The sequence below is a fragment of the Haliea sp. E1-2-M8 genome (assembly GCF_030649675.1).
In the GTDB taxonomy this organism is placed as follows: Bacteria; Pseudomonadota; Gammaproteobacteria; order Pseudomonadales; family Halieaceae; genus Haliea.
In genome coordinates, this window is the sequence record NZ_JAUTDR010000024.1 from 43,684 (window position 1) to 63,988 (window position 20,305).

Here is a 20,305-nt window from a genome sequence, read left to right on the forward strand (position 1 = left end):
GTGGGAGACAGATGCAATGGTGCATGCATCATTAGCCTGTCAGCCGGACTCCGGTACTGAGAGTGAACTCATCGGAAGCGATAGAACTCAGGATGACTTTTCAAAGTACGCGGATGGAGCTGGAGAATCTGTTCGTTTACGCACAAAAGTAAGGGCAGTGCAATGATAGATTAGATCTCACCAGCCCAGTTGAGGAGCCATGCCGTCTCTGTCCCGGGCAAAACCGACCGGGAGACTCCGCTTGGCCGCCAACATTCTTAATTTTGCCACATTCAAGAATTCATGGAGAGTGCTCGCGCGCAATCTGCTGCCCTGGCTGTTCGCGGTGCTCGTCACATCCGTGCTCGGCTCGCTGGTGCAGTCGACACTGAACCTTCTCAGCCTGCTGGACATGGGATCGTACGCTACATGGGACGACTGGTTGCGGACGATCTCCAGGGATCTGCTGTCGTTTGCACCGTTCTATGCGCTGCTCGTCGGGGCTGCGTTCCTTGTCGCGTTTCCCGCGGGTTTGTGGCTGGCGCGGAGGTGGCCAGGTGGTCGCTCGATGTTGCTCGGTATGGCAGGCGCCGCGGGACTCGCGGTGGCGTTCTTCACCGCCAACACGCTGTCGCCGATTCCGACAGTGATCTCGGCGACGCGCGGCGTGGTCGGCCTTATAGCGATGCTCTCCACCGCTTTCATCGGTGCCTGGGTTTTCGCCAGAACCAGCGGCAAGCCAGAGTTCAGGTCGGTGAAGGGCTTTACCTGGACCCACCTCGCGTTTCCGGTCGTGATGCTGATCGCCGCGTTCAGCCTGCATCTATTCATGCGTCCGGAGCGTCCGCTCGACATTGATGACTATTCCGTTGAGAGCTATCGCATCACAACCGTCGCCGACGGACTCGATCACCCGTGGGGAATGGTTCGCCTGCCGGACGGTCGGCGGCTGATTACCGAACGCACGGGGCGCGTGCGCATCATGGATGCCGGCGGTGCGTTACTCAAGCAACCGCTGGCCGGCGTGCCCCGGGTGCTCGCCGGCGTGCAGGCCGGCCTGCTGGATATCGCGCTGTCACCGCATTTCGAACGTGATCGGAGCGTGTTCCTGAGCTATGCCTGCGGCACGAAGCGCGCCAACAACACCTGCGTCGGCCGCGGCGAGCTTCGCGGCAACCGGCTGGAAAAATTCCGGCGTATCTTCCAGGCCGAACCACTGAAGGATACCGGCGTGCAGTTCGGTTCCCGAATCGTTTTTCTGCCCGACGACACACTGGTCGTGTCCATCGGCGACGGCTTCGACTATCGCGAGTACGCGCAGGATCTCGGGAACCACATGGGCAAGCTCGTGAGGCTGAACATGGACGGCTCCGTGCCCGACGACAACCCGTTTATCCACCAGCAGGGCAAGCGCCCTGAAATCTACAGCTACGGCCACCGCAACCCCCAGGGCCTGTACTATGACCACCAGACCGGGCGCCTTTATGAAAGCGAGCACGGACCTTACGGCGGCGACGAGATCAACCTCATCGAGCCCGGCAGGAATTACGGCTGGCCGATGGCGACCGAGGGCGTCAACTACCCCGGCACGAGCATTTCACCGCACAATGAACTCGAAGGGGTGCAAACTCCTGTCAATCACTGGACGCCGTCAATCGCGCCATCCGGCATCCTGATCTACCGCGGTGATGCGTTTCCGGAATTCAACGGCGATCTGCTCGTCAGCAGCCTTGCCGGGAAGGGCGTGTTCCGCCTGGATCTGGAAGACGGCCGAATGGTCAACGAAACGCGCCTGTTCCACGAACTTGGCAAGCGCATTCGCGACATCGACATTGGCGATGACGGCGAACTGTACCTGCTGACCGACCACACACCCGGCCAACTGCTGCGCATTGAGGCCGCGAACGCCGACCAGGCCTCGCTGCAATAACAGCCAGTAGCGCCGATGCGCCAACCGTTTCAGGAATAGCTGTACCGGCTGGCCGGGCCCCGACTGCGCTGGCCATTCCGGCAAACATGGTGTTGGCGACCCTCTTCCTTTCAGTGAGCAGATTGCGGGTTACAGACATGGACCGGACGGCTGGGGTCGTCCCGGGACATGTCCCTCGTCAACCAGAAGCCGGCCCCGAGTAATAGTGCGCCACCGTACAACATACTGGATGCTGGAACTTCGTTGAAGATCAGAAAGCCCCACAGAGTTGCCACAGCGGGCGAGACGATGATATCGACCAGCGAATACACGTTGGCATTAATCGATTTGAGGACGATGGAGATACCCAAATAGGCAAACCCCATGGAGATCAGGCCCAACCCTACGGCCCATAGCATGACGGGTAAAGACAGCCCCAGGCCCTCATACCGAATCATGCCGGTGATATCCCCGGGCCCGACAAATAGTAGGGACGGAAACATGATGAGGGCGGCGAACAGCAGAGACCAGGCGATATCGTTGCCGGTTTCGGTTTTGCCCTCATGGCGGATGTAAGTGATCATGGCCGCGTAGATCGCACCCACGCCCAGCGCCACCATGTTGCCGAGCATGTAGCCCTCTTGCAACGGTTTGGCAACTACGATGCCGACCAAGGCTATCGCAAAAATCAGGATATAGCTTTTCTTCGCTTTCTCCCCCAAAAAAAGCCAGGACAGTATAAAGGTGAAGAAAGGCGCAACGCTCCAGAAGATAACCGCGTTCGCTATGGGAACCAGGGTCATGGCGTAGTTAAAAAAACCACTTTGGGCGGCGATCAGTGCGCCGATGAAAAACGTGTCCTTCCAGTTTCCACGTGGCAGCTCAAGAGGCTGCTTTGTCACCCGCGGCAGGGCCAGCATCAGAAATACTGTTGCAATGGCAAATGCGTAAAAGGTGAGCGTTTGGACCGGGATGCGGCCATCGGTCAGCTTGACAAAAACACCAATAGTCGCTTCCGACAAGGTGATTAGAGCAAGCAATATCCAGGTCTTCACGTGCGTAACCCCCTCAACTTATACTACTTCCAGGTAAAGTATCGGTGCGGTAAATTTTATTTCCCATCGCCATGTTCTCCTTTATCGTCATCAGTATTTACTGTGCCAGGGAGAATGGCGGTCTTCTGATCGACAAGAATGCCAGCATAAAACCGCTGCACGCTTTCACTGAAGCGACTGATGCTGAAATTGTCCGCGAAAGATTCTGCGTTCGCAGACAGCTTTTTGTGCAGCGCCGGATCAAGAAGCAATTGCTCAATCCGGGCGCTCCACTGTGCCGTGTCCGCCGGTGTCTTGAAGCCGTTGAATCCATTGTCGACGATATCATCGATGCCGCTTGATCGCACTGCGACTACAGGCATTCCGGCCGCCATGGCCTCCAGGATTACCATGCCCTGGGTTTCAGAGCGGGAGGCGAACAGAAAAATGTCGCCCAATCGGCAGTAGACAGGAATCTGCTCCGGCGCAACGGCGCCCAGCAGAGAAACGGAGTCTGCCAGCCCCAGCTCACGGATTCGTGCGTCGATCCGCTGTCGCTCCGGCCCATCACCGATAATCAGCAATCGAAAGGGCTCTGCACAGCCGATTTTTAATGTTCGAATGGCATTGAGCAGGAAGTCGATATTTTTCTCCCCACTCAGGCGGGAAATGCTGATCAGTATCCGCTCACCCCGCGGTGCATGCTCTGCCTGCAGTTGGCGGAGTCTTTCCTCGGGAACAGCACGAAATTTTTCGACATCGATGCCGGTGGGTTGCACCAGTATTCGCCGCCTGACGCCAATCGTGCGCAGATATTCTTCAGCACTCTCCGTCGGCACGATGACAGCATCACAGCGATTGGCAAATCGCCGAACCACTGCATGAGATACCAGGTTGCGAAACAGGGGGCCAGGCAGGGGAACATAATGGGCATAGTGTTCCAGGCGGGTGTGATAGGTATAGACCACGGGGATACCCAGGCGCCGGGCCAAAAACACGCCGGCGCTGCCCAGCCAGAACGGATGGTGCACGTGAATAATATCCGGACGAAAGCGGAAGACCTGGCGATACAAGCGGGGTGAAAACACATTGGCCAGGCGAAATTCGCGGTGTCTGCCCAGGGGCAGTAGTGCGCGCACCCGCAAAATAAAAGGGTCGTCAGCGTCCGTGTTCGGGTAGCGGGGGGCGACAATCAGTACTGTATGCCCCAACTGCACCAACCCCTGGCGCAGTCGGTCTATGGAAATGGGCACTCCACCAATAAAGGGCAGATAGTTATTGGTAAACATCGCGATGCGCAACGGCATATCGAGCATGGTGTCGGGGTCCGTATCGAAGTCGGGGTAGTAATCCCGTTCCGTAAATATCCGTGTTTTGAGCCAGATCGCGACGGCGACAAAGATACTGACCAGCAGGATGAAATTGAGGTACCCGACATAGAAAAGAGAGTGGACAAAAAACCAGAAACTTTCCAGGTTCCGCCAGATCGGGTGCTGTCCGATCTGTAATCGCCGTTCCTCGACCGCAACCTGGTCGCCCTCGACGCTCACCGAAACGTAATGATAGTGGCTGCGCTCGTTATTGATCACCAGTCCGCCGGCGCCGCCGGTGACGACATATCGAGTTTCGTCGTGGGTCTCAAGATCGAATACCGGGAAATTGGCCGAAAATACGGTGTCCACCTCGAAATGCTCGATCAACTTTGCAAAGCGCTCGCGCTCGTCTCCGGCGAACAGGTTGTCGTCACTCAGGCCGAACAGCCCCGACCGTTTCACAGGATAGAGTGGATGGGCACTGAACACGAAAAGGTTCGTTTCGTCCGCTGCGGCCAGTTCCTCCTCCAGCCAGCGGTACTGCCAGCCGAAATCCGTGGTGCCCGTACTGTCGAGAAAGACCAGGCGATTGTTGCCCGCGCCAAAGCTGAAATGCAAGGGGCCGAAGTGGTCGTAAAAACGAAAGCCACCCAGCCGGCTTTCTTCCTGAGGGCCGAATGTCAGCAGGTAGGGCATATTCAGACGCGTCAGTGTGCGATAAATGGCGCGGTATTTGTCTTCACCCCCGGTGGAGAGGGCATTCCCGGCGGACACCACAAAGTCGTAGTCTCCCCTGTTTAGCAGAGGGATGATCTTGCGTTCGAAAATACCCACCGAGTTGCTGATATTGCCGACAACGGCAAAACGGAAGTTTGTGCGCCCATTGAGTGCAGCTTCAATATCTTCGACCTGGGCGGCATGTTCCGCAGCGAAGTCCTGTTCAAAAAAGTTGAGATAGATCTTGTAGACCACCAACGCTGCCGCCAACGTCAGGCTGAGCCAGTAGAGCCAGCGAAGCATTTCTCTACCCATGGGAGTCCTTCCTCCGGGCAAACGCATAGATCGAAACCGGCACGCCGATCAGCATCCCCAGGTGAACGGTTAAAAAGCGCCAGCCGAGCACCAGAAGCAGTAGATCACCGGACTCCAACAGCGAAGTAAAAATCACCGCGAAAACGCCCTCGGCAATCCCGGCGGCGCCTGGCGTGGGGGCAAAGTACATGATGAATGTATTCACCAGCATTAATGCCAGGATCAGCGGATAGTCCACCGGGGAGCCCATTCCCCACAGCAGCAGCGCCGGGAATGAGAACAGGGAAGTCAGGAATATCGCCGTCGATACCAGCGCCAGGACCAGGTCAGCGAGATTGCCTTTGAAAAAGGCCTGGAAGCTGTAGCCGAAGCGGATCATTTCCCGACGCAGCCGGAACCGCCAGCGACGCTGGCGCGACTCCCCGATCAGATGCAGGCGATGGGCCAGCGCCAGCACCGCGGTGGCGGCGTGGATGAACCAGCGCAAGCGCCATAGCAGCAACAGGAAAAAGGCGACGTAGAGCACGGCAAAGAGGCCCAGCCAGCCACCCCATTGGCTTGCCAGGGGGCTATCCACCAGCCGGTCAATGCTGAACAATAACACCGGCGCCGGCAGGAATATCATCAGGCTGGAGAGCAAAGTACGCACGGTAGTGGCGGCCGTGGCGGCTCCGATATGAATACCGCGACGGTGGAGGTACCACACCTGCACCACGCCACCACCGGTGGCCATGGGCGTTATATTGGAAAACAGCAGATTGATGAACACCAGGGGCAGCATCGTGCGCAGTGGCTGGTGTTGACCTAGCGATCGTAATGTAAACCATAACCTGAGACCGTCACTCACGTAGTACACGGTCAACAATGCCAGGGCCGACACAATGAATCGCGGAGTGAACAGCTCCCGCCACAGGAGATCGAACTGTCCATTGAGCTCCTTCACGATCGTCACTGGCACCAGGGCGCTGAGCAGGACGAACAGCACAGCGAACCCGATGATCTTGAAGGGATTGACGGGGAGTGTCATACGGGATGCCAGGTCCGATGGCTTCATAAATTCGGCGGCATGGACTAGAGCCAGCCTTTGCGCTTGAAGTACCAGTAGGGAGCGATTCCCGCGAGTATCATCAGGCCGATAGCCCAGGGGTAGCCCAGCAGCCACGCCAGCTCAGGCATGTGCTCGAAGTTCATGCCGTACATGCTCGCCACCAGGGTTGGTGGCAGGAAAACCACAGCCGCAATCGAAAATATCTTGATGATCTTGTCCTGCTCAATATTGCCAGAACAAGGTAACTGACACCCTCCAGCTGCCGGTGCAGGTCCTCCAGGGTGTCGGCTTGGTTTTCCATTTTCTGCTCGAACAGGGTCACCAGCAGATTCTGAGGTGAGCGTGCTGCCACCTGGCCCCGCCGGGCTCGCAGCCGAAGCAGGCGGAAGTCGGCGACATCGTCGTCGCGAATGGTAATCAGCCGCTCCTTTTGCAGGATGCAGGCCACCGAGACCGTATTGTGTCGCCCGTCGGCCTGGGTCAAAAACAGGTTGTGGACATGGATGCCAGCCTGATCCACGAAACACCGGGCCGATGCCTCAATCTCCTCCATTTCATCGGATTCTGGCAGGTCGGTGTGCAGCATTTGCGCCAGCATGGAACGCTCCTGCTCATCGGGTTTGTGGGCATCGATCCAATCGGCCTCGGGCAGGCAGGTGAAAATCTGATCCGTTGGGCATTCGATCTCCTGGATCAGTCCGGCGTTGATTCGAAACAGCCTCAGCATCAGTTCACCTCTATTGTTCTCAGCAATTTATCCATGCTTTTTGACGGGCACTGAATAGCCGCTCACCCTTCGTTTCCATCGTCATCCTCGTTATCGGGAATAGCTGCATCCACTACTGCGCCAGTAGTCTTCGCCACCACCTTCACTCCAGTCGCTACCACCGTAACCGCGGCATCCGCCACCGTAACGACGGCGCAGCCGGAAACTACGAACGGTATAGCCAGGATCAGTAGTATACGTACAGGCATGGTAGAGACACAGCAGCAGCTCGGGGATGGGAAGTCTACCAGACCCGGGCAGTGAAGGACTCTGTGAGTGGGGTTCTACCCCGCTTGTGCCGGTCAATAGCCAGGCTGTGGCGCCGGACTGGTTTCCGATTCGCCCTGCCCGCGTTGCAGCAATTTTTGCAGGCCCTGGACCAGTATCATGGTGTCCACGCCGATGCCGATAAAGTCCGCGCCCTGGGCGATATAGTTGTCCACCAATGTGGGGTCCAGGCACAGCAGGCCGGCGTATTTGCCCGCCGCCTTGATGCGTGACAGCGCGGCGGAAATACTGGCCACGACGTCCGGGTGGCCGGCGTTACCGATATGACCCATGGATGCAGACAGGTCCGAGGGGCCGATGAATACACCGTCCACCCCCTCCACTGCCAGAATTTCATCCAGGTTGTCCATGGCCTCTGCCGTTTCCACCTGCACTATCAGACAGATTTCCGCATTTGCCTTCTGCAGATAGTCTGGCACGCGATTCCAATCCGCTGCCCGGGCCATGGAAGTACCCAACCCCCGCTTCCCCGCGGGAGGATAGCGTAGCGCCGCCACCAAGGCCCTGGCCTGGGCGGCGTCGTCCACCATCGGGATCAGAAAGCTCTGCACGCCGATGTCCAACAGCTTCTTCAGCAGCGCCGGGCTACCCTCTACCGGCCGCACCAGGGGCGCCACTGGGTACGCCGCCATAGCCTGTAAATGGTTCATGATGTCGCGCAGTTCGAACGGCGCGTGTTCGTGGTCGATCAGCAACCAGTCGAAGCCGGCGCCGGCCGCGATTTCCGCCACGCTGTTGTCCGGCAGGCCCAGCCACAGACCGTACTGGGGCCGGCCTGTGGCCAGGGCGCGTTTTAATCTGTTGGCGGGCAGTTCCATGCTGTATCCAGTTTCTATTTGAAATTGACGTTGATTGCACCGAAGGGGCCGTAATCGGCCCGGATGTGGTCCCCGGCACGCACCACCACCGGACGAGTGAAAGATCCGGACAGGATAACCTGGCCGGCTTCCAGGCCTACGCCCCAGGGGGCAAAGCGCTTGCACACCCAGCGGACGCCTTCGGCCGGGTGACCCATCACGCCCGCCGCCAGGCCGGTTTCCTCGATCTCGCCGTTCAGGTAAAGCGCGGCACCGGCCCATGGCAGGTCGACGTTCTGCGGGTCGATATGGGAGTCGCCGAGAATAATGCCGGCGTTGGCCGCGTTGTCGGCAATGGTGTCGAACACCTTGCGGGTGTAGCCGGTCTTCGGGTCGGTGCGGTAGCTGCGGGCCGCGATCAGTTCCAGGGCGGGCACCACATAGTCGGTGGCCGCCATCACCTGTTCCACAGTGACGTCTTCGCCGAACAGAGGTTGCCGGAGCACAAAGGCGAATTCCACCTCGATGCGCGGGTCGGTGAAATCCCCCGCGCTTATGGTGCCGCCATTGGAGTAGAGCATGTGATCCAGCAGCACCCCGTAGTCGGGGGTGTCGATATTGACCGCCATCTGCATGGCGCGTGAGGTCAGGCCAATCTTGTAGCCAATGACTTTGTGGCCTGCGCTGATTTTCTGGTCCACCCAATGCTTCTGCACGCGATAGGCGTCGCCCAGGTCCATGTCGGGGTAGGTCAGGGTCAGGGCCGGGATTTGCACGCGCTGGCGCTCTGCTTCATGCAGCTGCTCGGCGGCGTCGGCAATCTGCTGCTCAGTGAGCATGATCAGATGTTCTTCCGGTTGAATTTGACATGTGGGTCCAGTTCGCGCATCTCGAAGGACACCGCGAGAGGCCGGCTGTCGAACAGGGGCTGCAGGTGCTGCATCAGGGTGTCAAACAGCTGCTCCCCCACGGCCGTGCGGGTGTCCAGGTCACGACCGTGGCCGACTTTTACGCTGAGGTTGACAAAGCCATTGTCGGGGTTGCCGTCGCCCACGCGAAACTCCTCGCACCGCACCGCGCGGCTGCGTATACCGGCCAGCGGAAATACACCAGTGTCGGCGGCCACCCGGTGCATCGTTTGCATGAGCCCCGCCAGATCCAGCTGCTCCGCCGGCAGGTTGGCGGAGTACTCGTAAATAAAATGTGCCATCAGGCCGCCTCAGGCAAGTCCACAATCCCCACGGTGCAGCCCACCGCAAAGATGGGGATCGGGCGATAATAGTGCACGGTGGCCGGGGTGCCGGCGGTGGCGCCTGAGACCGCGATATAGGTGCGAATCTCGAAACCACCCTGCCCGGCCTCAAGGTAGGTGCGTTCGTCGCTGTAATCCAGCAGGCGCTCGCGGTCATTATTGCTCCAGCGGTCCAGGAAATCGCGATCCCAGGGCGCGTTGATCTTGCCGGAGTCCGGCGTAGCCGGCCAGTGGGAGATGCCCCCGGTGCCGACAATGGCAATGCGCTCGGGCACCGCGTCGCAGGCCTTGCGCAGGGCCTCGCCAAGGGTCCAGGCCCGGTGCAACGGCGTGAGCGGTGGTCCCTGGCAGTTGATGTTCACTGGAATGATGGGCAGATCGTAGCGCGGGGTGAGGAAATGCAGCGGCACCATGATGCCGTGGTCGCACTTCCATTCCTCGGCGTAGGCCAGGTCGACCTCCTGCATGGTGTGCTCGATGAGGCGCCGCGACAGGTCCGGGTTGCCCGGAATGTTCTGGCGCTCTATGCCCAACCACTGCGGGTCTTCGATGGGGCCCTGGTAGTCCTGCGCCATGCCCACGCAGAAGGCAGGCATGTTGTCCATGAAAAAATTGGCGAAGTGTTCCGCAGTGATTATGATCAGCGCGTCGGGGCGTGAGGCCTCCAGGGCCAGGCGCATGTTGTTCATGGCCGTGTACAGGGTCTCGACGTCATCGGCCCGGGCCATCACCTTGCGGCCGGTAATGCCCGGGGCGTGGGAACACACGCCGGCGAATACCAGGCTCATATTGCCCCCTTGCCGTCGGTGGTTGCATACAGCCCCGCGCGCACATTGCCGTGCTGCTCCAGGGCCGTCCGCATGGCCTGGATATAGTCTGGCCAGGCATAACCGCACAGGGCCGCGTAGTGCATCAGTAGCTGGCCATTCACGCCCATGATGTACAGCATGCCGATATCCGGCTTCTTCAAGGTCGCCAGTTCTTCTTCGTCCAGCCGGTAATGCCTGAGCACGCTATCGGGGTCCTCCAGGTACTGTTGCTGCAGATCCGGCTCGCGGTTCAGCTGGTAGAGCAGTTTTTGCACATAGTACAGGCTCATGGTCAGCGCCCCAGTACGGGTACTTTGTGGGTGTCGTGGGCGATGCAGACGTTCTTGGTTTCCATATAGAAATCAAAGCTGTAGTCGCCGCCGTCGCGGCCGATTCCGCTCATCTTCGCGCCGCCGAAGGGCGAGGGCAAGTTGCGGTTGTTTTCGGAGTTGACCCAGATCATCCCCGCCTCGACCTGATTGGCCATGCGCAGGGCGCGGCCGGTATCGCCGGTCCAGATGTAGGCGCTGAGGCCGTACTCGGTGTCATTGGCCATGTGCAGCGCCTCTTCCTCGGTGGCGAAGCTGATGGCGGTGAGCACCGGGCCGAAGATCTCCTCGCGGGCGACGCGCATGCTGTTGTCGGCCTGGGTGAACAGGGTGGGGCTGACAAAGTTGCCCGGGCCCAGGTCTTGCCGCCGGGTACCACCCACTGCCACGGTAGCGCCGTCCCGACGGGCGATGTCCATGTAACTCATTACTTTTTCGAAGTGGCCGCTGTGCACCAGCGGGCCGACTTCCGTGGCCGGGTCCAGCGGGTGCCCCACCCGCAGGGCCTTGACCCGTTGTTCCAGGGCGGCGAGGAAGCGGTCACGGATGCCGCTCTGGACCAGCAGGCGACTGCTTGAGGTACAGCGTTGACCGTTGAGGCTGTAGATCATGAATACGACAGCGTCCAGGGCGCGCTCGAAGTGGGCATCGTCAAATACGATCACCGGGTTCTTGCCGCCCAGTTCGAAGTGGACGCGCTTCAGCGTATCTGCCCCCTGGCGCATGATATGGCTGCCGGTGGCGGATTCGCCGACCAGGGCCACGGCCTTGATCGCGGGATGTTCGGTCAGGGCCTTGCCTGCGACTTCCCCAAAGCCGTTGACGGTATTCCACACCCCGGCGGGAATACCGGCCGCATGGCTGATTTCCGCCAGCAGCATGGCAGACAGGGGGCTCAGCTCGGCGGGTTTATGCACCACGGTACAGCCCGCGGCCAGTGCCGGGGCAATTTTCCAGGTGGCCAGCATGAACGGTGTGTTCCACGGGGTGATGACAGCGACCGGACCCAGGGGGCTGCGGATGGTGTAGTTGGTGTGCTGCTCCTGGTGCAGGGCCAGGCCGTTGCGCGCTTCCGGCGCCTTGTCGGCGAAAAAGCGGAAATTGGCAGCACCGCGCTGGGCCGCCTGCTGCATGAAGCGAATCGGTTGGCCGCAGTCCATGCTCTCCACCAGGGCGATCTCTTCCGCGCGCTCTACGACCAGGTCGGCGAAGTGGTGCAGCAGCTTCTTGCGCTCGTTGCCCGGCATGTCGCGCCAGGCGGGAAAGGCGTCCCGGGCAGCCTCACACGCAGCGTTGACGTCAGCGGCGGTGCCGGCGACCACCTGGCCCAGAGAGCTGTTGTCACTGGGCGCAACATTGCTGAAAGTCTCCGCCCCAGGTGGTACCCGCATTTCCCCGCTGAGGTAGTGTCCGGTCACCTGGTCGAGAAAGCGCCGCAGGTAGCCGGAGGCGGCGGATTTATTGCCTTCAAAGTCGGCCATGAGGGGCCTCGCTGGCTGGGTAATAATCGTGGTACCGAACGCATTTAATGTAACATGTTAAATATCTTGAGACAAATAAACGCCGACCGAGGTTTCTTTTCCTGAATATAGTAGGCGTAATTGTCGCTATAACGCCAACTTCGCCGGAAGATGCTGGTAGAATATCATTAACTGGTTAAATATTTTTGGGGTGTTACTATGCGATTCCTGACCTACAGCCTCGCTGGTGCTGAGACCTGGGGAGTGGTCGCGGACGGCGGTGTCATTGACCTTGGGGCGCGCTTCGGTGGCGACCTGCACCAGACGCTCCGCACAGGGCAACTCGCCCGGATGATGGACGCGGCCGCGGCGCTGGACCCCGATGCCAGCCTGGACGAGATTGTCTACCTGCCACCGGTGCGCACGCCGGAGAAAATCGCCTGTATCGGCGTGAACTACGCCAATCGCAATGCCGAGTATCGGGACAACAGCGCCGATCCGGAGTGGCCCAGCCTGTTCCTGCGCGCGCCGGACTCTTTCACCGGCCACGGCCAGCCCCTGTGGCGTCCGCCGGAGTCCGCGCAGCTGGACTACGAAGGCGAAATCGTGATTGTGGTGGGCAAAACCGGTCACCGCATCCCCGAAGACGAAGCGACCGGATACATTGCCGGCCTGACGCTGATGAACGAGGGCACCATCCGCGACTGGGTGCGGCACGCCAAGTTCAATGTGACTCAGGGCAAGAATTTCGTACACTCCGGCAGTATCGGCCCATGGATGGTAACGGCCGACGGGTTCGCGGGCTACGAGGACTTGATCCTGAACACGCGGGTCAATGGCGAGCAGCGCCAGCACGACACCACCGCCAACCTGATGTTTCCGTTTCACTTTCTGCTCAGCTACCTGTCGCGCTTTTTTATCCTCAAGCCCGGCGACCTCATCTCCACAGGCACCCCACTGGGTGCAGGCGCCCGTTGCGACCCGCCCAGGTACCTCGCACCGGGCGATGAAGTCGAAGTGGAGTCACCCGGCATCGGTTTGTTGCACAATGGCGTGATCGACGACCCGACAGTACAGGCACCCCATGAGACAGTTTGATCGCTCCCTGCCGATGGCCCTGCTCAAGGCCCGGGAAGCGGTGATGAGAAAGTTCACGCCACATTTGCGCGAACATGGCCTGTCAGCCCAGCAGTGGCGCGTGCTGCGCGCGCTGGTGGAGTCCGGGGCACTGGACGCCACCGAAATCGCCAAACGCTGTGCCCTGCTGATGCCCAGTCTGTCGCGTATCCTGCAAAACCTGGAAAGACGGGATCTGATTGTCCGAGTCGCCGAGCAGGCTGATCTCCGCCGCAGCCTGGTTTCTCTTACGCCGGCGGGGATAGCGCTGTTCGAGAAGATCGCTCCGCAGTCCGAGGAGCGCTACCGCCATATCACCGAGAAATTCGGCTACGGCAAACTGGAGCTGTTGTACGAGTTGCTGGACGAGTTGGTGGAAAAGCTGGAGGATGACGCTGCGGCTTGACCATCCGGCTCCAGATCACCGTACCAGCTAGCGCGCAGCCCAGGCACAGGGCGAACAACTCGTTGAGGCTGCCGATCTGCAGTTTGGCGAAGACGCGCTTGCGCACGCCAATATTAGCCTCGACCGATTGGATCAAAGCGTACTGCTGGACGGCCAGCCTGCCCATTGATGCCTCAACTGTGACAACGGTACAATCGTTTCACACCGGTAACTGTTTCCTATTCCCACGAAGAAACAGGCCTTACATCATCGAGCCTTTAGTTGTGCTATGCTCCCGGAGCGAGTCCCTGAGAGTCACCTGCTAGCCACATGCCAAGAATCTGGACCTTAATACTGTTTGCGGTGTTGATGGTAGTGCAATCACTATCCATCGCTGCCGACGTATTGCCTGTCCATTCAGACCACGAAAGTCAGGAGCTGGCAGATATTGCTCCAGGGGATGATTCGAATTACACGGTAGATCCATCTTCGGGCTCAGAGCACAACACACCCCCCAGCCACTGCCATTCCTGCCATTGCCATGGCTCGCATTTGCTGCTGTCGATGCAGATGCCCACCTTGCCTGCCTGGTCTCCCAATCAGGCTTCACGGTTCTCTACGGCAGACCACCCCTCACCACCCATCGCTGGTATTCTCCGCCCTCCTAAAGCATAACCTCACGTTTTCCGGTCCCCCGACCGGCACCAGGATTTTTCAAAAATCTTCTCGTGAGGTGATTCATGCTCATGCTATTCCGTTATCGACCGGATTCAGGCTCAAACCTGATGCACCGGACAGCGCGCTTATTGATAGGCAGCGTGCTCATTGGCTTTTCCGGGCTGATCTTTGCCGCGGACCGCGACTACACAACATTGACGTTACCCGAGGCGCTTGCCCGAGTGCTCAGTGACAATCCTGAACTGGCCCACTATCCCTACGATGTCCGCGCGGCCGAGGCGCGGGCACTGCAGGCGGGGTTTCGGCCCAACCCGCGGGTTTCACTCGAGGTAGAGAATCTCGCCGGCAGCGGCGAGCTTTCCGGGATCGACGCCATGGAAACCACCCTGGCACTCAGCCAGGTCATTGAAATGGGCGGTAAACGCCCGCTGCGTCAGGATGTCGGCCAATGGCGTCGCCAATCCATTGAGCGCGACTATGAACTTGCCCGCCTGGACGTGTTCTCCACGGCGGCAAGCCGGTACCTGGAGGTGGTGCAAACCCAGAGCCTGCTGGCCTTCGCCCAGCAAGTCGTCGACTTCACCACCACCGCGGAAGCTGTCGCCCAGAAGCGGTTTGACGCCGGTAGCGCCAGCCGGGCCGAGCTCAGCCGTGCCCGCACGGACCTGATGCAAGCGAAACTGGCGGTGAGTACTCTCAAGGTGGGCCTGGCTAACGCCAAGCGTCGCCTGGCGAGCTTGTGGGGGCAGGCCGAGGCGGATTTCAGCGGCGTGGAGGCCGAACTCTTCGCCCTGGCCCCGGTTCCTGACTTCAGCAGTATCCAGCTCCAACTGGAACAGGCCCCTCAGCTGCAACGGTTCATGACGCTGTCAAGGTTGCGCCAAGCCGAGCTGGACCTGGCCATCGCCCGGGGCCGGCAGGATATCGAGGTAGGCGCCGGTATTCGAAGGTTTGAGGAAACCGGGGATACAGGCCTGGTGGTGCAGTTCTCCATGCCCCTTGGCGTCTTCGATCGCAATCAGGGCGACATCACCGCCGCAAGGCAAGACCTTGCAAAACTTGACCTGGAGGAGAAGGCCACACGGGTAAAAGTCTTCACTGAACTGCGCAATGCCTTCGCCCAGCTGGAACAGGCCCGGGAACGGGTGACCGTGTTGCGAGAGCAGATTTTGCCCGAGGCGCAACAGGCACTGGCTCTGGTTCAGGATGGCTACGGCGATGGGCGCTTTTCCTACCTGGAACTGGTAGAAGCCCGGCGCCAATTGCTGTCCTTCGAAACCGAGGCCGTCACGGCCGCCACCGACTTTCACCAAACCCTTATCACCCTGGAGACCTTGACTGGCCAGCCGCTGACGGGAGAACGCGAATCACTGTATCCCCCGAATGCGGCCAATCCTCTCCGGTCTGAACTGCGCCTACCCATGCTCGGTGGCGCCGCTGACCACGCGTCTTTTTTGCAACAGGATGAATCAGAATGAACAAGCTATTGCGCCATGTAGTTAGTGGATTGTTGATCGTCGCATGGTCACCTTACGGCGCCACTATCGCGACAGCCGCCGCGGAGGATCACGCCGACGGAGCAGGCGACCATGCCGGAGAAACCACGGATCAAGCCAGTCATGAAGAGACTGAAGAGCCTGAACTGACCTTTAATGCCGGTCTCTTAAGGGATTTTGGTGGTGAAATCGCCACCGCCGAGGCTGGGGTGATTCTCCAGCAGGTATCACTCCCAGGCGAAGTGAAACTGAACGAGGAAGCCGTGGCGCATATCACGCCGCGCTTTTCGGCCAAAATCGTCAAGGTACAGGCAAAAACCGGGGACCGGGTAAAAGCTGGAGATATTCTCGCCACCGCAGAAAGCTCGGAAACACTGTCCCGCTTTGAGCTGAAATCCCTGATCGACGGTGTCGTCATCAAACGCCACGTCACCCTGGGTGAACATCTGGCGGCCGATGATACTGCCTTCGTTGTTGCTGATCTGTCCACGCTGTGGGTGGATATCGCCCTCTACCCCAAACAGGTGCCACTGGCAAAAACGGGACAGCCCGTGCGGATTAGCACCAGCCACGGTCCTGCGCCGGTGGGGGCCCGTCTCGATTATGTCGCTCCCCTGGTGGACGAAGGTACGCGCACAGGCTTGGCGCGGGTTTTCCTCGCCAATACAGACAACAACTGGAAACCGGGCATGTTCGTTGAAGGCAGGATTACCCTGGGTGAATATCCTGCCGCGGTAGTGGTCCCCAAAACCGCCGTCATCGATGTTGAGGGCAAGCCCACAATATTCGTTCAGCATGACGAAAGCTGGGAACCCCGCAAAGTCGGGTTGGGGCGCGAAGACCGCGACTCCGTGGAAATCCTGGCGGGGCTGGAAGCGGGCGAACGGTATGTTGCCGCGGGTGGATTCGTGCTCAAGGCACAGCTGCAGAAGAGCGAATTCGAAGCCGGTCACAACCACTAATCGCGGAAGAACCGTATGCAAACTCTTATTCGTTTTGCGCTGGAGAACCGACTGTTGGTGGTCGTGATTTCTCTGGCGATGCTTGCCGGCGGTTACTTTGCCTATCGCACCCTGCCGGTTGACGCCTACCCGGATATTTCTCCGGCGCTGGTGCAGGTCTTTGTGGAAACCGAAGGCCTTGCGCCTGAGGAGGTGGAAAAATACGTCACCTACCCCGTCGAGAGCGCCATGAATGGCCTGCCGCAGCTGGATCACGTGCGCTCGATCTCCAATTTCGGTTTGTCAGTGGTCAACATCTATTTCGAGGACGGTACTGACATCTACTTTGCCCGCCAATTGGTGGGCGAACGGCTACAGGTGGCGCGGGGGGCTATTCCCGACGGTTTCGGCGAGCCGGTGATGGGCCCCATCACCACCGGGCTGGGCCAGATTCTGTTCTACGTGCTGGAGGACACCAGCGGGCAATACAGCAACACCGAGCTGCGTGAAACCCAGGACTGGATCGTCAAGTTCAACCTGCAAACGGTGAAAGGCGTTACCGAAGTCCTCTCCATCGGCGGTGAGGTCAAGCAATTCCAGGTGCGTATCGACCCCGACGCGCTGATCCGCTACGACGTGTCTCTGCCCGCCATCAAGGAGCGCATCGAGGCCAACAATGCCAATGCGGGCGCCCAGTTCATTGTCAAGAACGATGAGGAGTACATCGTGCGCTCGGTGGGCCTGGCCACGGATCTGGAGGCCCTGCGCAACATCGTGGTAAAAACCATCGACGGCACCCCGGTTTATCTGCATCAGCTCGCTGAGCTGGAGATCGGCGGCGAAATCCGGCGTGGCCTCACCACCAAGAACGGTGAAGGCGAAGTCGTTGTGGGCATGGTATTGAAGCTGATCGGCAGCAATACCTCCCAGGTGATTGCCGCGGTCAAGCAGGAATTGGCCACGATCAACGACAACCTGCCCGCAGGTATCGAGGTGCAGCCCTATTACGACCAGGCGACACTGGTCAAGGCAGCGGTCAGCACGGTGATCAACGCCCTGCTGCAGGGCATCGTTCTGGTGGCGCTGGTGCTGTTGGCGTTTATGGGCGGCCTCAGGCCCAGCCTGGTGGTGGCGCTGTCGATTCCTTTTTCCGTCGGCTTCACTTTTCTGGCCATGAAATTTTTCAACATCTCCGCCAACCTGATGTCCCTGGGTGGGATTGCCATTGCCATCGGCATGATGGTGGACGGCGCGGTGGTGGTGGTGGAGAACATCGACCGCATGTTACGCGAATCCTCGCCGGACGAATCGCGCATGCACGTGGTAGCGCGGGCCTGTCAGTCGGTGGCGCGGCCTATTCTGTTTGCGATCAGTATTATCATCATCGTGTTTCTGCCACTGTTTACCCTGCAGGGCGTGGAAGGTGCCACTTTCCGTCCGCTGGCCTATACGGTTGCGGTGGCCATGCTCGGTTCGCTGCTCTATGCCCTGATCGTGGCGCCAGTGGCCTCGTCTCTGCTGATGAGACGTCCCAAGACAGACCCTGATAAACCGCGCAAGGACATCATCAGCTTCCTGCTCAAAGGCTACCAGCCACTGGTTCACGCCATGGTTGCCCGGCGTTGGATAGCGGTGTCTCTCGCTGCCGTGGTGCTGCTTATCGGCATCGTCGTTGCCCCACGTCTGGGTTCGGAGTTTGTGCCGCGCTTCAATGAAGGAGATCTGCTGATCCGCGCCACCATGGCGCCCTCCATCTCCCTGGAAAAAGCCGAGACCACCATCAATGTATTCGAGCGCCAGTTGCTTGCGGCGTTTCCGGAAGTCACCCAGGTGGTGTCGCGCATCGGCCGGGGCGAAGTTGGCGCCCACGCGGACCCGGTGAACAACGCGGAGATTTTCGTCGCCCTTAAACCCCAGGATGAGTGGCAAAGTGCAGAGACACTGGATGGCCTATACGCGGCCATGAGCGAAAAGTTTGCGAATTTCCCGGGTGCCCAATTTAACTTTACCCAGCCCATTGCCGCGGCCGTTGATGAACTGCTGACTGGCACCAAGGCTGAACTGGCTGCGAAGTTGTTTGGCGATGACCTCGATGTGCTCGTGGAGAAGGCGCAAGCCATTGAACAGGTGATGCGCACTGTCCGCGGTGCCCAGGACGTTCAGCGTGACCAGATCGGCGGTACACCGCAACTGCGCATAACGCTGGACCGGGCTGCAATCGCCCGTTACGGACTCAATGTCAGCGATGTACAGCGCACCCTGAGCGTCGCTGTGGGTGGCAGCGAGGCCGGACAGGTGTTCGAGGGCATCCGCCGCTTTGACATCTACCTGCGCCTTGAGGAAGCCGCGCGCAATCGGGCCGATGTCATCGCCCAGCTGATTATCAAGAACGCCACCGGGCAGCGCATACCTCTGGAAGAACTGGCCTCCATTAAGGAGGTGGTGGGACCGCGCCAGATCACCCGTGAAAACAATCAGCGCTTTATCACCATCCAGACCAATGTTCGCGATCGGGACATCGGCTCCTTCGTGGCCGAGGCTGATGCCGCCATTGCGCAGCAAGTGGATTTGCCGCCGGGCTATTTTCTGAAATGGGGCGGGCAGTTCGAACTCCAGCAACAGGCCAACAAGCGCCTGATGATCGTGGTGCCGATCACCCTGGCCCTGGTGTTCCTGATGCTGTTCGTCAATTTCAGGTCCCTGCGCAACGCCCTGTTGATCATGCTCAATATCCCGCTGGCGCTGGTGGGCGGTATCGTTGCCCTGTGGCTCAGCGGCCAGAGCCTCTCGGTGCCTGCGTCAGTGGGCTTTATCGCCCTCTTTGGTATCGCCCTGGAGAATGGGCTGGTATTGGTTAGCTATTTGAATGAACTGGTCAAGGATGGGGTGTCGATTGCCGAAGCGAGTGTGCGGGCGGCCTGTGCCAGGCTGCGGGCGGTATTTATGACCGCCATCACAACCGCTCTGGGGCTTTTTCCGCTCCTGTTCGCCACCGGCACCGGCAGCGAAGTGCAGCGGCCACTGGCCACCGTTGTTGTCGGCGGCTTGGTGACCGCCACTATTCTTACCCTATTGGTTATACCTGCGCTGTATCAATGGTTTGCCGACAAGCCCGACGATATAAATGAGCCCCACTAATCCGGAGATACTGTCATGCAAGAAGTCAAAGCCTATATCAAACACCACATCGGGCCTTATCCGACCAAGAAGGAGGCAGAAGTATCCCTCGCGGAGTTTCTGGAAATTGTGAAGAAAGATGCGTAAACAAAAGCCAGAAGCTTTACCAAGGTTGCCAGAGCACGGCGTGATCGAATATGGCGTAGCTAAATGGATGCAATACCAGGCCACGCCCAAAGCCCTTATACAGCTGGGGATAGTCCTTTTTCTACCACGCACCACACGAGCTTGATCCAATGAGTCATGACCATGTCCATGTGCCCGCCGAGACCAAGGATAAACGCGCCCCGTGGATATCGACACCGATGCCGTGTTTCGGCCCCTGCGCGATCGCACTGTCGGGTCACGAAGGCGCAACCCTTGTTGATACCCAGGTAGTCATTCCAGAATCTATGGTAAGTCGTCGGCCAGTTCGCTGATATACCCGGGTAGTGTCCCGTCAAGTGGTGTAATTCCGGTCTCCAGATTCATCCCTCAGGCGGCCTCTGGTTGTGCC

The 20,305-nt window shown here is 59.4% G+C and carries 18 protein-coding genes; 6 read left to right on the forward strand and 12 right to left on the reverse strand.

Annotated elements, in window-relative coordinates; translation table 11 throughout:
- Nucleotides 1-241 precede the first annotated feature (241 nt).
- On the forward strand, nucleotides 242-1,909 hold the full coding sequence (locus tag Q6D67_RS17295) for a PQQ-dependent sugar dehydrogenase (RefSeq protein WP_304706924.1): 1,668 nt from the start codon (nucleotides 242-244) through the stop codon (nucleotides 1,907-1,909).
- Between the two features lie 110 nt (nucleotides 1,910-2,019).
- Here Q6D67_RS17295 and Q6D67_RS17300 read toward each other — a convergent pair whose 3' ends face one another.
- The 12 genes from Q6D67_RS17300 to hpaE form a co-directional block, all read right to left on the reverse strand.
- Nucleotides 2,020-2,943 (reverse strand): DMT family transporter, encoded by a 924-nt coding sequence (locus Q6D67_RS17300; protein ID WP_304706925.1) that lies wholly within the window; start codon nucleotides 2,941-2,943, stop codon nucleotides 2,020-2,022.
- A gap of 56 nt (nucleotides 2,944-2,999) precedes the next feature.
- On the reverse strand, nucleotides 3,000-5,267 hold the full coding sequence (locus Q6D67_RS17305; protein ID WP_304706926.1) for a glycosyltransferase: 2,268 nt from the start codon (nucleotides 5,265-5,267) through the stop codon (nucleotides 3,000-3,002).
- Nucleotides 5,260-6,294: a lysylphosphatidylglycerol synthase transmembrane domain-containing protein gene (locus tag Q6D67_RS17310; RefSeq protein WP_304706927.1), complete on the reverse strand. Its 1,035-nt coding sequence runs from the start codon at nucleotides 6,292-6,294 to the stop codon at nucleotides 5,260-5,262. Before Q6D67_RS17310 ends, Q6D67_RS17305 begins: the two co-directional genes overlap by 8 nt.
- A 44-nt stretch (nucleotides 6,295-6,338) precedes the next feature.
- Entirely contained in the window at nucleotides 6,339-6,500 is a 162-nt protein-coding gene (locus tag Q6D67_RS17315) for a CorA family divalent cation transporter (protein ID WP_304706928.1), read from the reverse strand.
- Entirely contained in the window at nucleotides 6,455-7,042 is a 588-nt protein-coding gene (locus Q6D67_RS17320) for a CorA family divalent cation transporter (protein ID WP_304706929.1), read from the reverse strand. Before Q6D67_RS17320 ends, Q6D67_RS17315 begins: the two co-directional genes overlap by 46 nt.
- Before the next feature lie 62 nt (nucleotides 7,043-7,104).
- Complete coding sequence (locus Q6D67_RS17325; RefSeq protein ID WP_304706930.1) at nucleotides 7,105-7,290, reverse strand: NF038104 family lipoprotein; 186 nt, start codon at nucleotides 7,288-7,290, stop codon at nucleotides 7,105-7,107.
- 93 nt (nucleotides 7,291-7,383) lie between these two features.
- Nucleotides 7,384-8,187 (reverse strand): aldolase/citrate lyase family protein, encoded by an 804-nt coding sequence (locus Q6D67_RS17330; RefSeq protein WP_304706931.1) that lies wholly within the window; start codon nucleotides 8,185-8,187, stop codon nucleotides 7,384-7,386.
- Between the two features lie 14 nt (nucleotides 8,188-8,201).
- Nucleotides 8,202-9,005, reverse strand: a complete 804-nt coding sequence (hpaH, locus tag Q6D67_RS17335; protein ID WP_304706932.1) for a 2-oxo-hept-4-ene-1,7-dioate hydratase — start codon at nucleotides 9,003-9,005, stop codon at nucleotides 8,202-8,204.
- Nucleotides 9,006-9,007: 2 nt separating this feature from the next.
- Complete coding sequence (locus tag Q6D67_RS17340; protein ID WP_304706933.1) at nucleotides 9,008-9,376, reverse strand: 5-carboxymethyl-2-hydroxymuconate Delta-isomerase; 369 nt, start codon at nucleotides 9,374-9,376, stop codon at nucleotides 9,008-9,010.
- A complete protein-coding gene (locus Q6D67_RS17345) occupies nucleotides 9,376-10,206 on the reverse strand; it encodes a hypothetical protein (RefSeq protein WP_304706934.1) in 831 nt (276 codons plus the stop codon). Before Q6D67_RS17345 ends, Q6D67_RS17340 begins: the two co-directional genes overlap by 1 nt.
- Nucleotides 10,203-10,517 (reverse strand): hypothetical protein, encoded by a 315-nt coding sequence (locus Q6D67_RS17350; protein ID WP_304706935.1) that lies wholly within the window; start codon nucleotides 10,515-10,517, stop codon nucleotides 10,203-10,205. Before Q6D67_RS17350 ends, Q6D67_RS17345 begins: the two co-directional genes overlap by 4 nt.
- A 2-nt stretch (nucleotides 10,518-10,519) precedes the next feature.
- Nucleotides 10,520-12,037: a 5-carboxymethyl-2-hydroxymuconate semialdehyde dehydrogenase gene (hpaE, locus tag Q6D67_RS17355; RefSeq protein WP_304706936.1), complete on the reverse strand. Its 1,518-nt coding sequence runs from the start codon at nucleotides 12,035-12,037 to the stop codon at nucleotides 10,520-10,522.
- A 198-nt stretch (nucleotides 12,038-12,235) separates the two neighbouring features.
- Here hpaE and Q6D67_RS17360 point away from each other — a divergent pair, with 198 nt between their 5' ends.
- The 5 genes from Q6D67_RS17360 (at nucleotide 12,236) to Q6D67_RS17380 (ending at nucleotide 19,770) form a co-directional block, all read left to right on the forward strand.
- A complete protein-coding gene (locus Q6D67_RS17360; RefSeq protein WP_304706937.1) occupies nucleotides 12,236-13,114 on the forward strand; it encodes a fumarylacetoacetate hydrolase family protein in 879 nt (292 codons plus the stop codon).
- The gene (hpaR, locus tag Q6D67_RS17365; protein ID WP_304706938.1) at nucleotides 13,101-13,538 is read left to right on the forward strand and encodes a homoprotocatechuate degradation operon regulator HpaR; all 438 of its coding nucleotides are present in this window, start codon (nucleotides 13,101-13,103) and stop codon (nucleotides 13,536-13,538) included. The genes Q6D67_RS17360 and hpaR overlap by 14 nt, the downstream gene beginning before the upstream one ends.
- A 764-nt stretch (nucleotides 13,539-14,302) precedes the next feature.
- Entirely contained in the window at nucleotides 14,303-15,673 is a 1,371-nt protein-coding gene (locus tag Q6D67_RS17370) for a TolC family protein (RefSeq protein WP_304706939.1), read from the forward strand.
- The gene (locus tag Q6D67_RS17375; RefSeq protein WP_304706940.1) at nucleotides 15,670-16,653 is read left to right on the forward strand and encodes an efflux RND transporter periplasmic adaptor subunit; all 984 of its coding nucleotides are present in this window, start codon (nucleotides 15,670-15,672) and stop codon (nucleotides 16,651-16,653) included. Before Q6D67_RS17370 ends, Q6D67_RS17375 begins: the two co-directional genes overlap by 4 nt.
- A gap of 15 nt (nucleotides 16,654-16,668) precedes the next feature.
- The gene (locus Q6D67_RS17380) at nucleotides 16,669-19,770 is read left to right on the forward strand and encodes an efflux RND transporter permease subunit (RefSeq protein ID WP_304706941.1); all 3,102 of its coding nucleotides are present in this window, start codon (nucleotides 16,669-16,671) and stop codon (nucleotides 19,768-19,770) included.
- Nucleotides 19,771-20,305: the final 535 nt, after the last annotated feature.

What these genes read in the sequence shown, in the direction of transcription:
- Q6D67_RS17360 (WP_304706937.1), top strand. Translation starts at nt 12,236, where the DNA reads ATGCGATTCCTGACCTACAGCCTCGCTGGTGCTGAGACCTGGGGAGTG.
- Q6D67_RS17330 (WP_304706931.1), bottom strand. Translation starts at nt 8,187, where the DNA reads ATGGAACTGCCCGCCAACAGATTAAAACGCGCCCTGGCCACAGGCCGG.
- hpaH (WP_304706932.1), bottom strand. Translation starts at nt 9,005, where the DNA reads ATGCTCACTGAGCAGCAGATTGCCGACGCCGCCGAGCAGCTGCATGAA.
- Q6D67_RS17305 (WP_304706926.1), bottom strand. Translation starts at nt 5,267, where the DNA reads ATGGGTAGAGAAATGCTTCGCTGGCTCTACTGGCTCAGCCTGACGTTG.
- Q6D67_RS17370 (WP_304706939.1), top strand. Translation starts at nt 14,303, where the DNA reads ATGCACCGGACAGCGCGCTTATTGATAGGCAGCGTGCTCATTGGCTTT.
- Q6D67_RS17325 (WP_304706930.1), bottom strand. Translation starts at nt 7,290, where the DNA reads ATGCCTGTACGTATACTACTGATCCTGGCTATACCGTTCGTAGTTTCC.
- Q6D67_RS17345 (WP_304706934.1), bottom strand. Translation starts at nt 10,206, where the DNA reads ATGAGCCTGGTATTCGCCGGCGTGTGTTCCCACGCCCCGGGCATTACC.
- Q6D67_RS17375 (WP_304706940.1), top strand. Translation starts at nt 15,670, where the DNA reads ATGAACAAGCTATTGCGCCATGTAGTTAGTGGATTGTTGATCGTCGCA.
- Q6D67_RS17310 (WP_304706927.1), bottom strand. Translation starts at nt 6,294, where the DNA reads ATGACACTCCCCGTCAATCCCTTCAAGATCATCGGGTTCGCTGTGCTG.
- Q6D67_RS17380 (WP_304706941.1), top strand. Translation starts at nt 16,669, where the DNA reads ATGCAAACTCTTATTCGTTTTGCGCTGGAGAACCGACTGTTGGTGGTC.
- Q6D67_RS17340 (WP_304706933.1), bottom strand. Translation starts at nt 9,376, where the DNA reads ATGGCACATTTTATTTACGAGTACTCCGCCAACCTGCCGGCGGAGCAG.
- hpaR (WP_304706938.1), top strand. Translation starts at nt 13,101, where the DNA reads ATGAGACAGTTTGATCGCTCCCTGCCGATGGCCCTGCTCAAGGCCCGG.
- Q6D67_RS17350 (WP_304706935.1), bottom strand. Translation starts at nt 10,517, where the DNA reads ATGAGCCTGTACTATGTGCAAAAACTGCTCTACCAGCTGAACCGCGAG.
- hpaE (WP_304706936.1), bottom strand. Translation starts at nt 12,037, where the DNA reads ATGGCCGACTTTGAAGGCAATAAATCCGCCGCCTCCGGCTACCTGCGG.
- Q6D67_RS17320 (WP_304706929.1), bottom strand. Translation starts at nt 7,042, where the DNA reads ATGCTGAGGCTGTTTCGAATCAACGCCGGACTGATCCAGGAGATCGAA.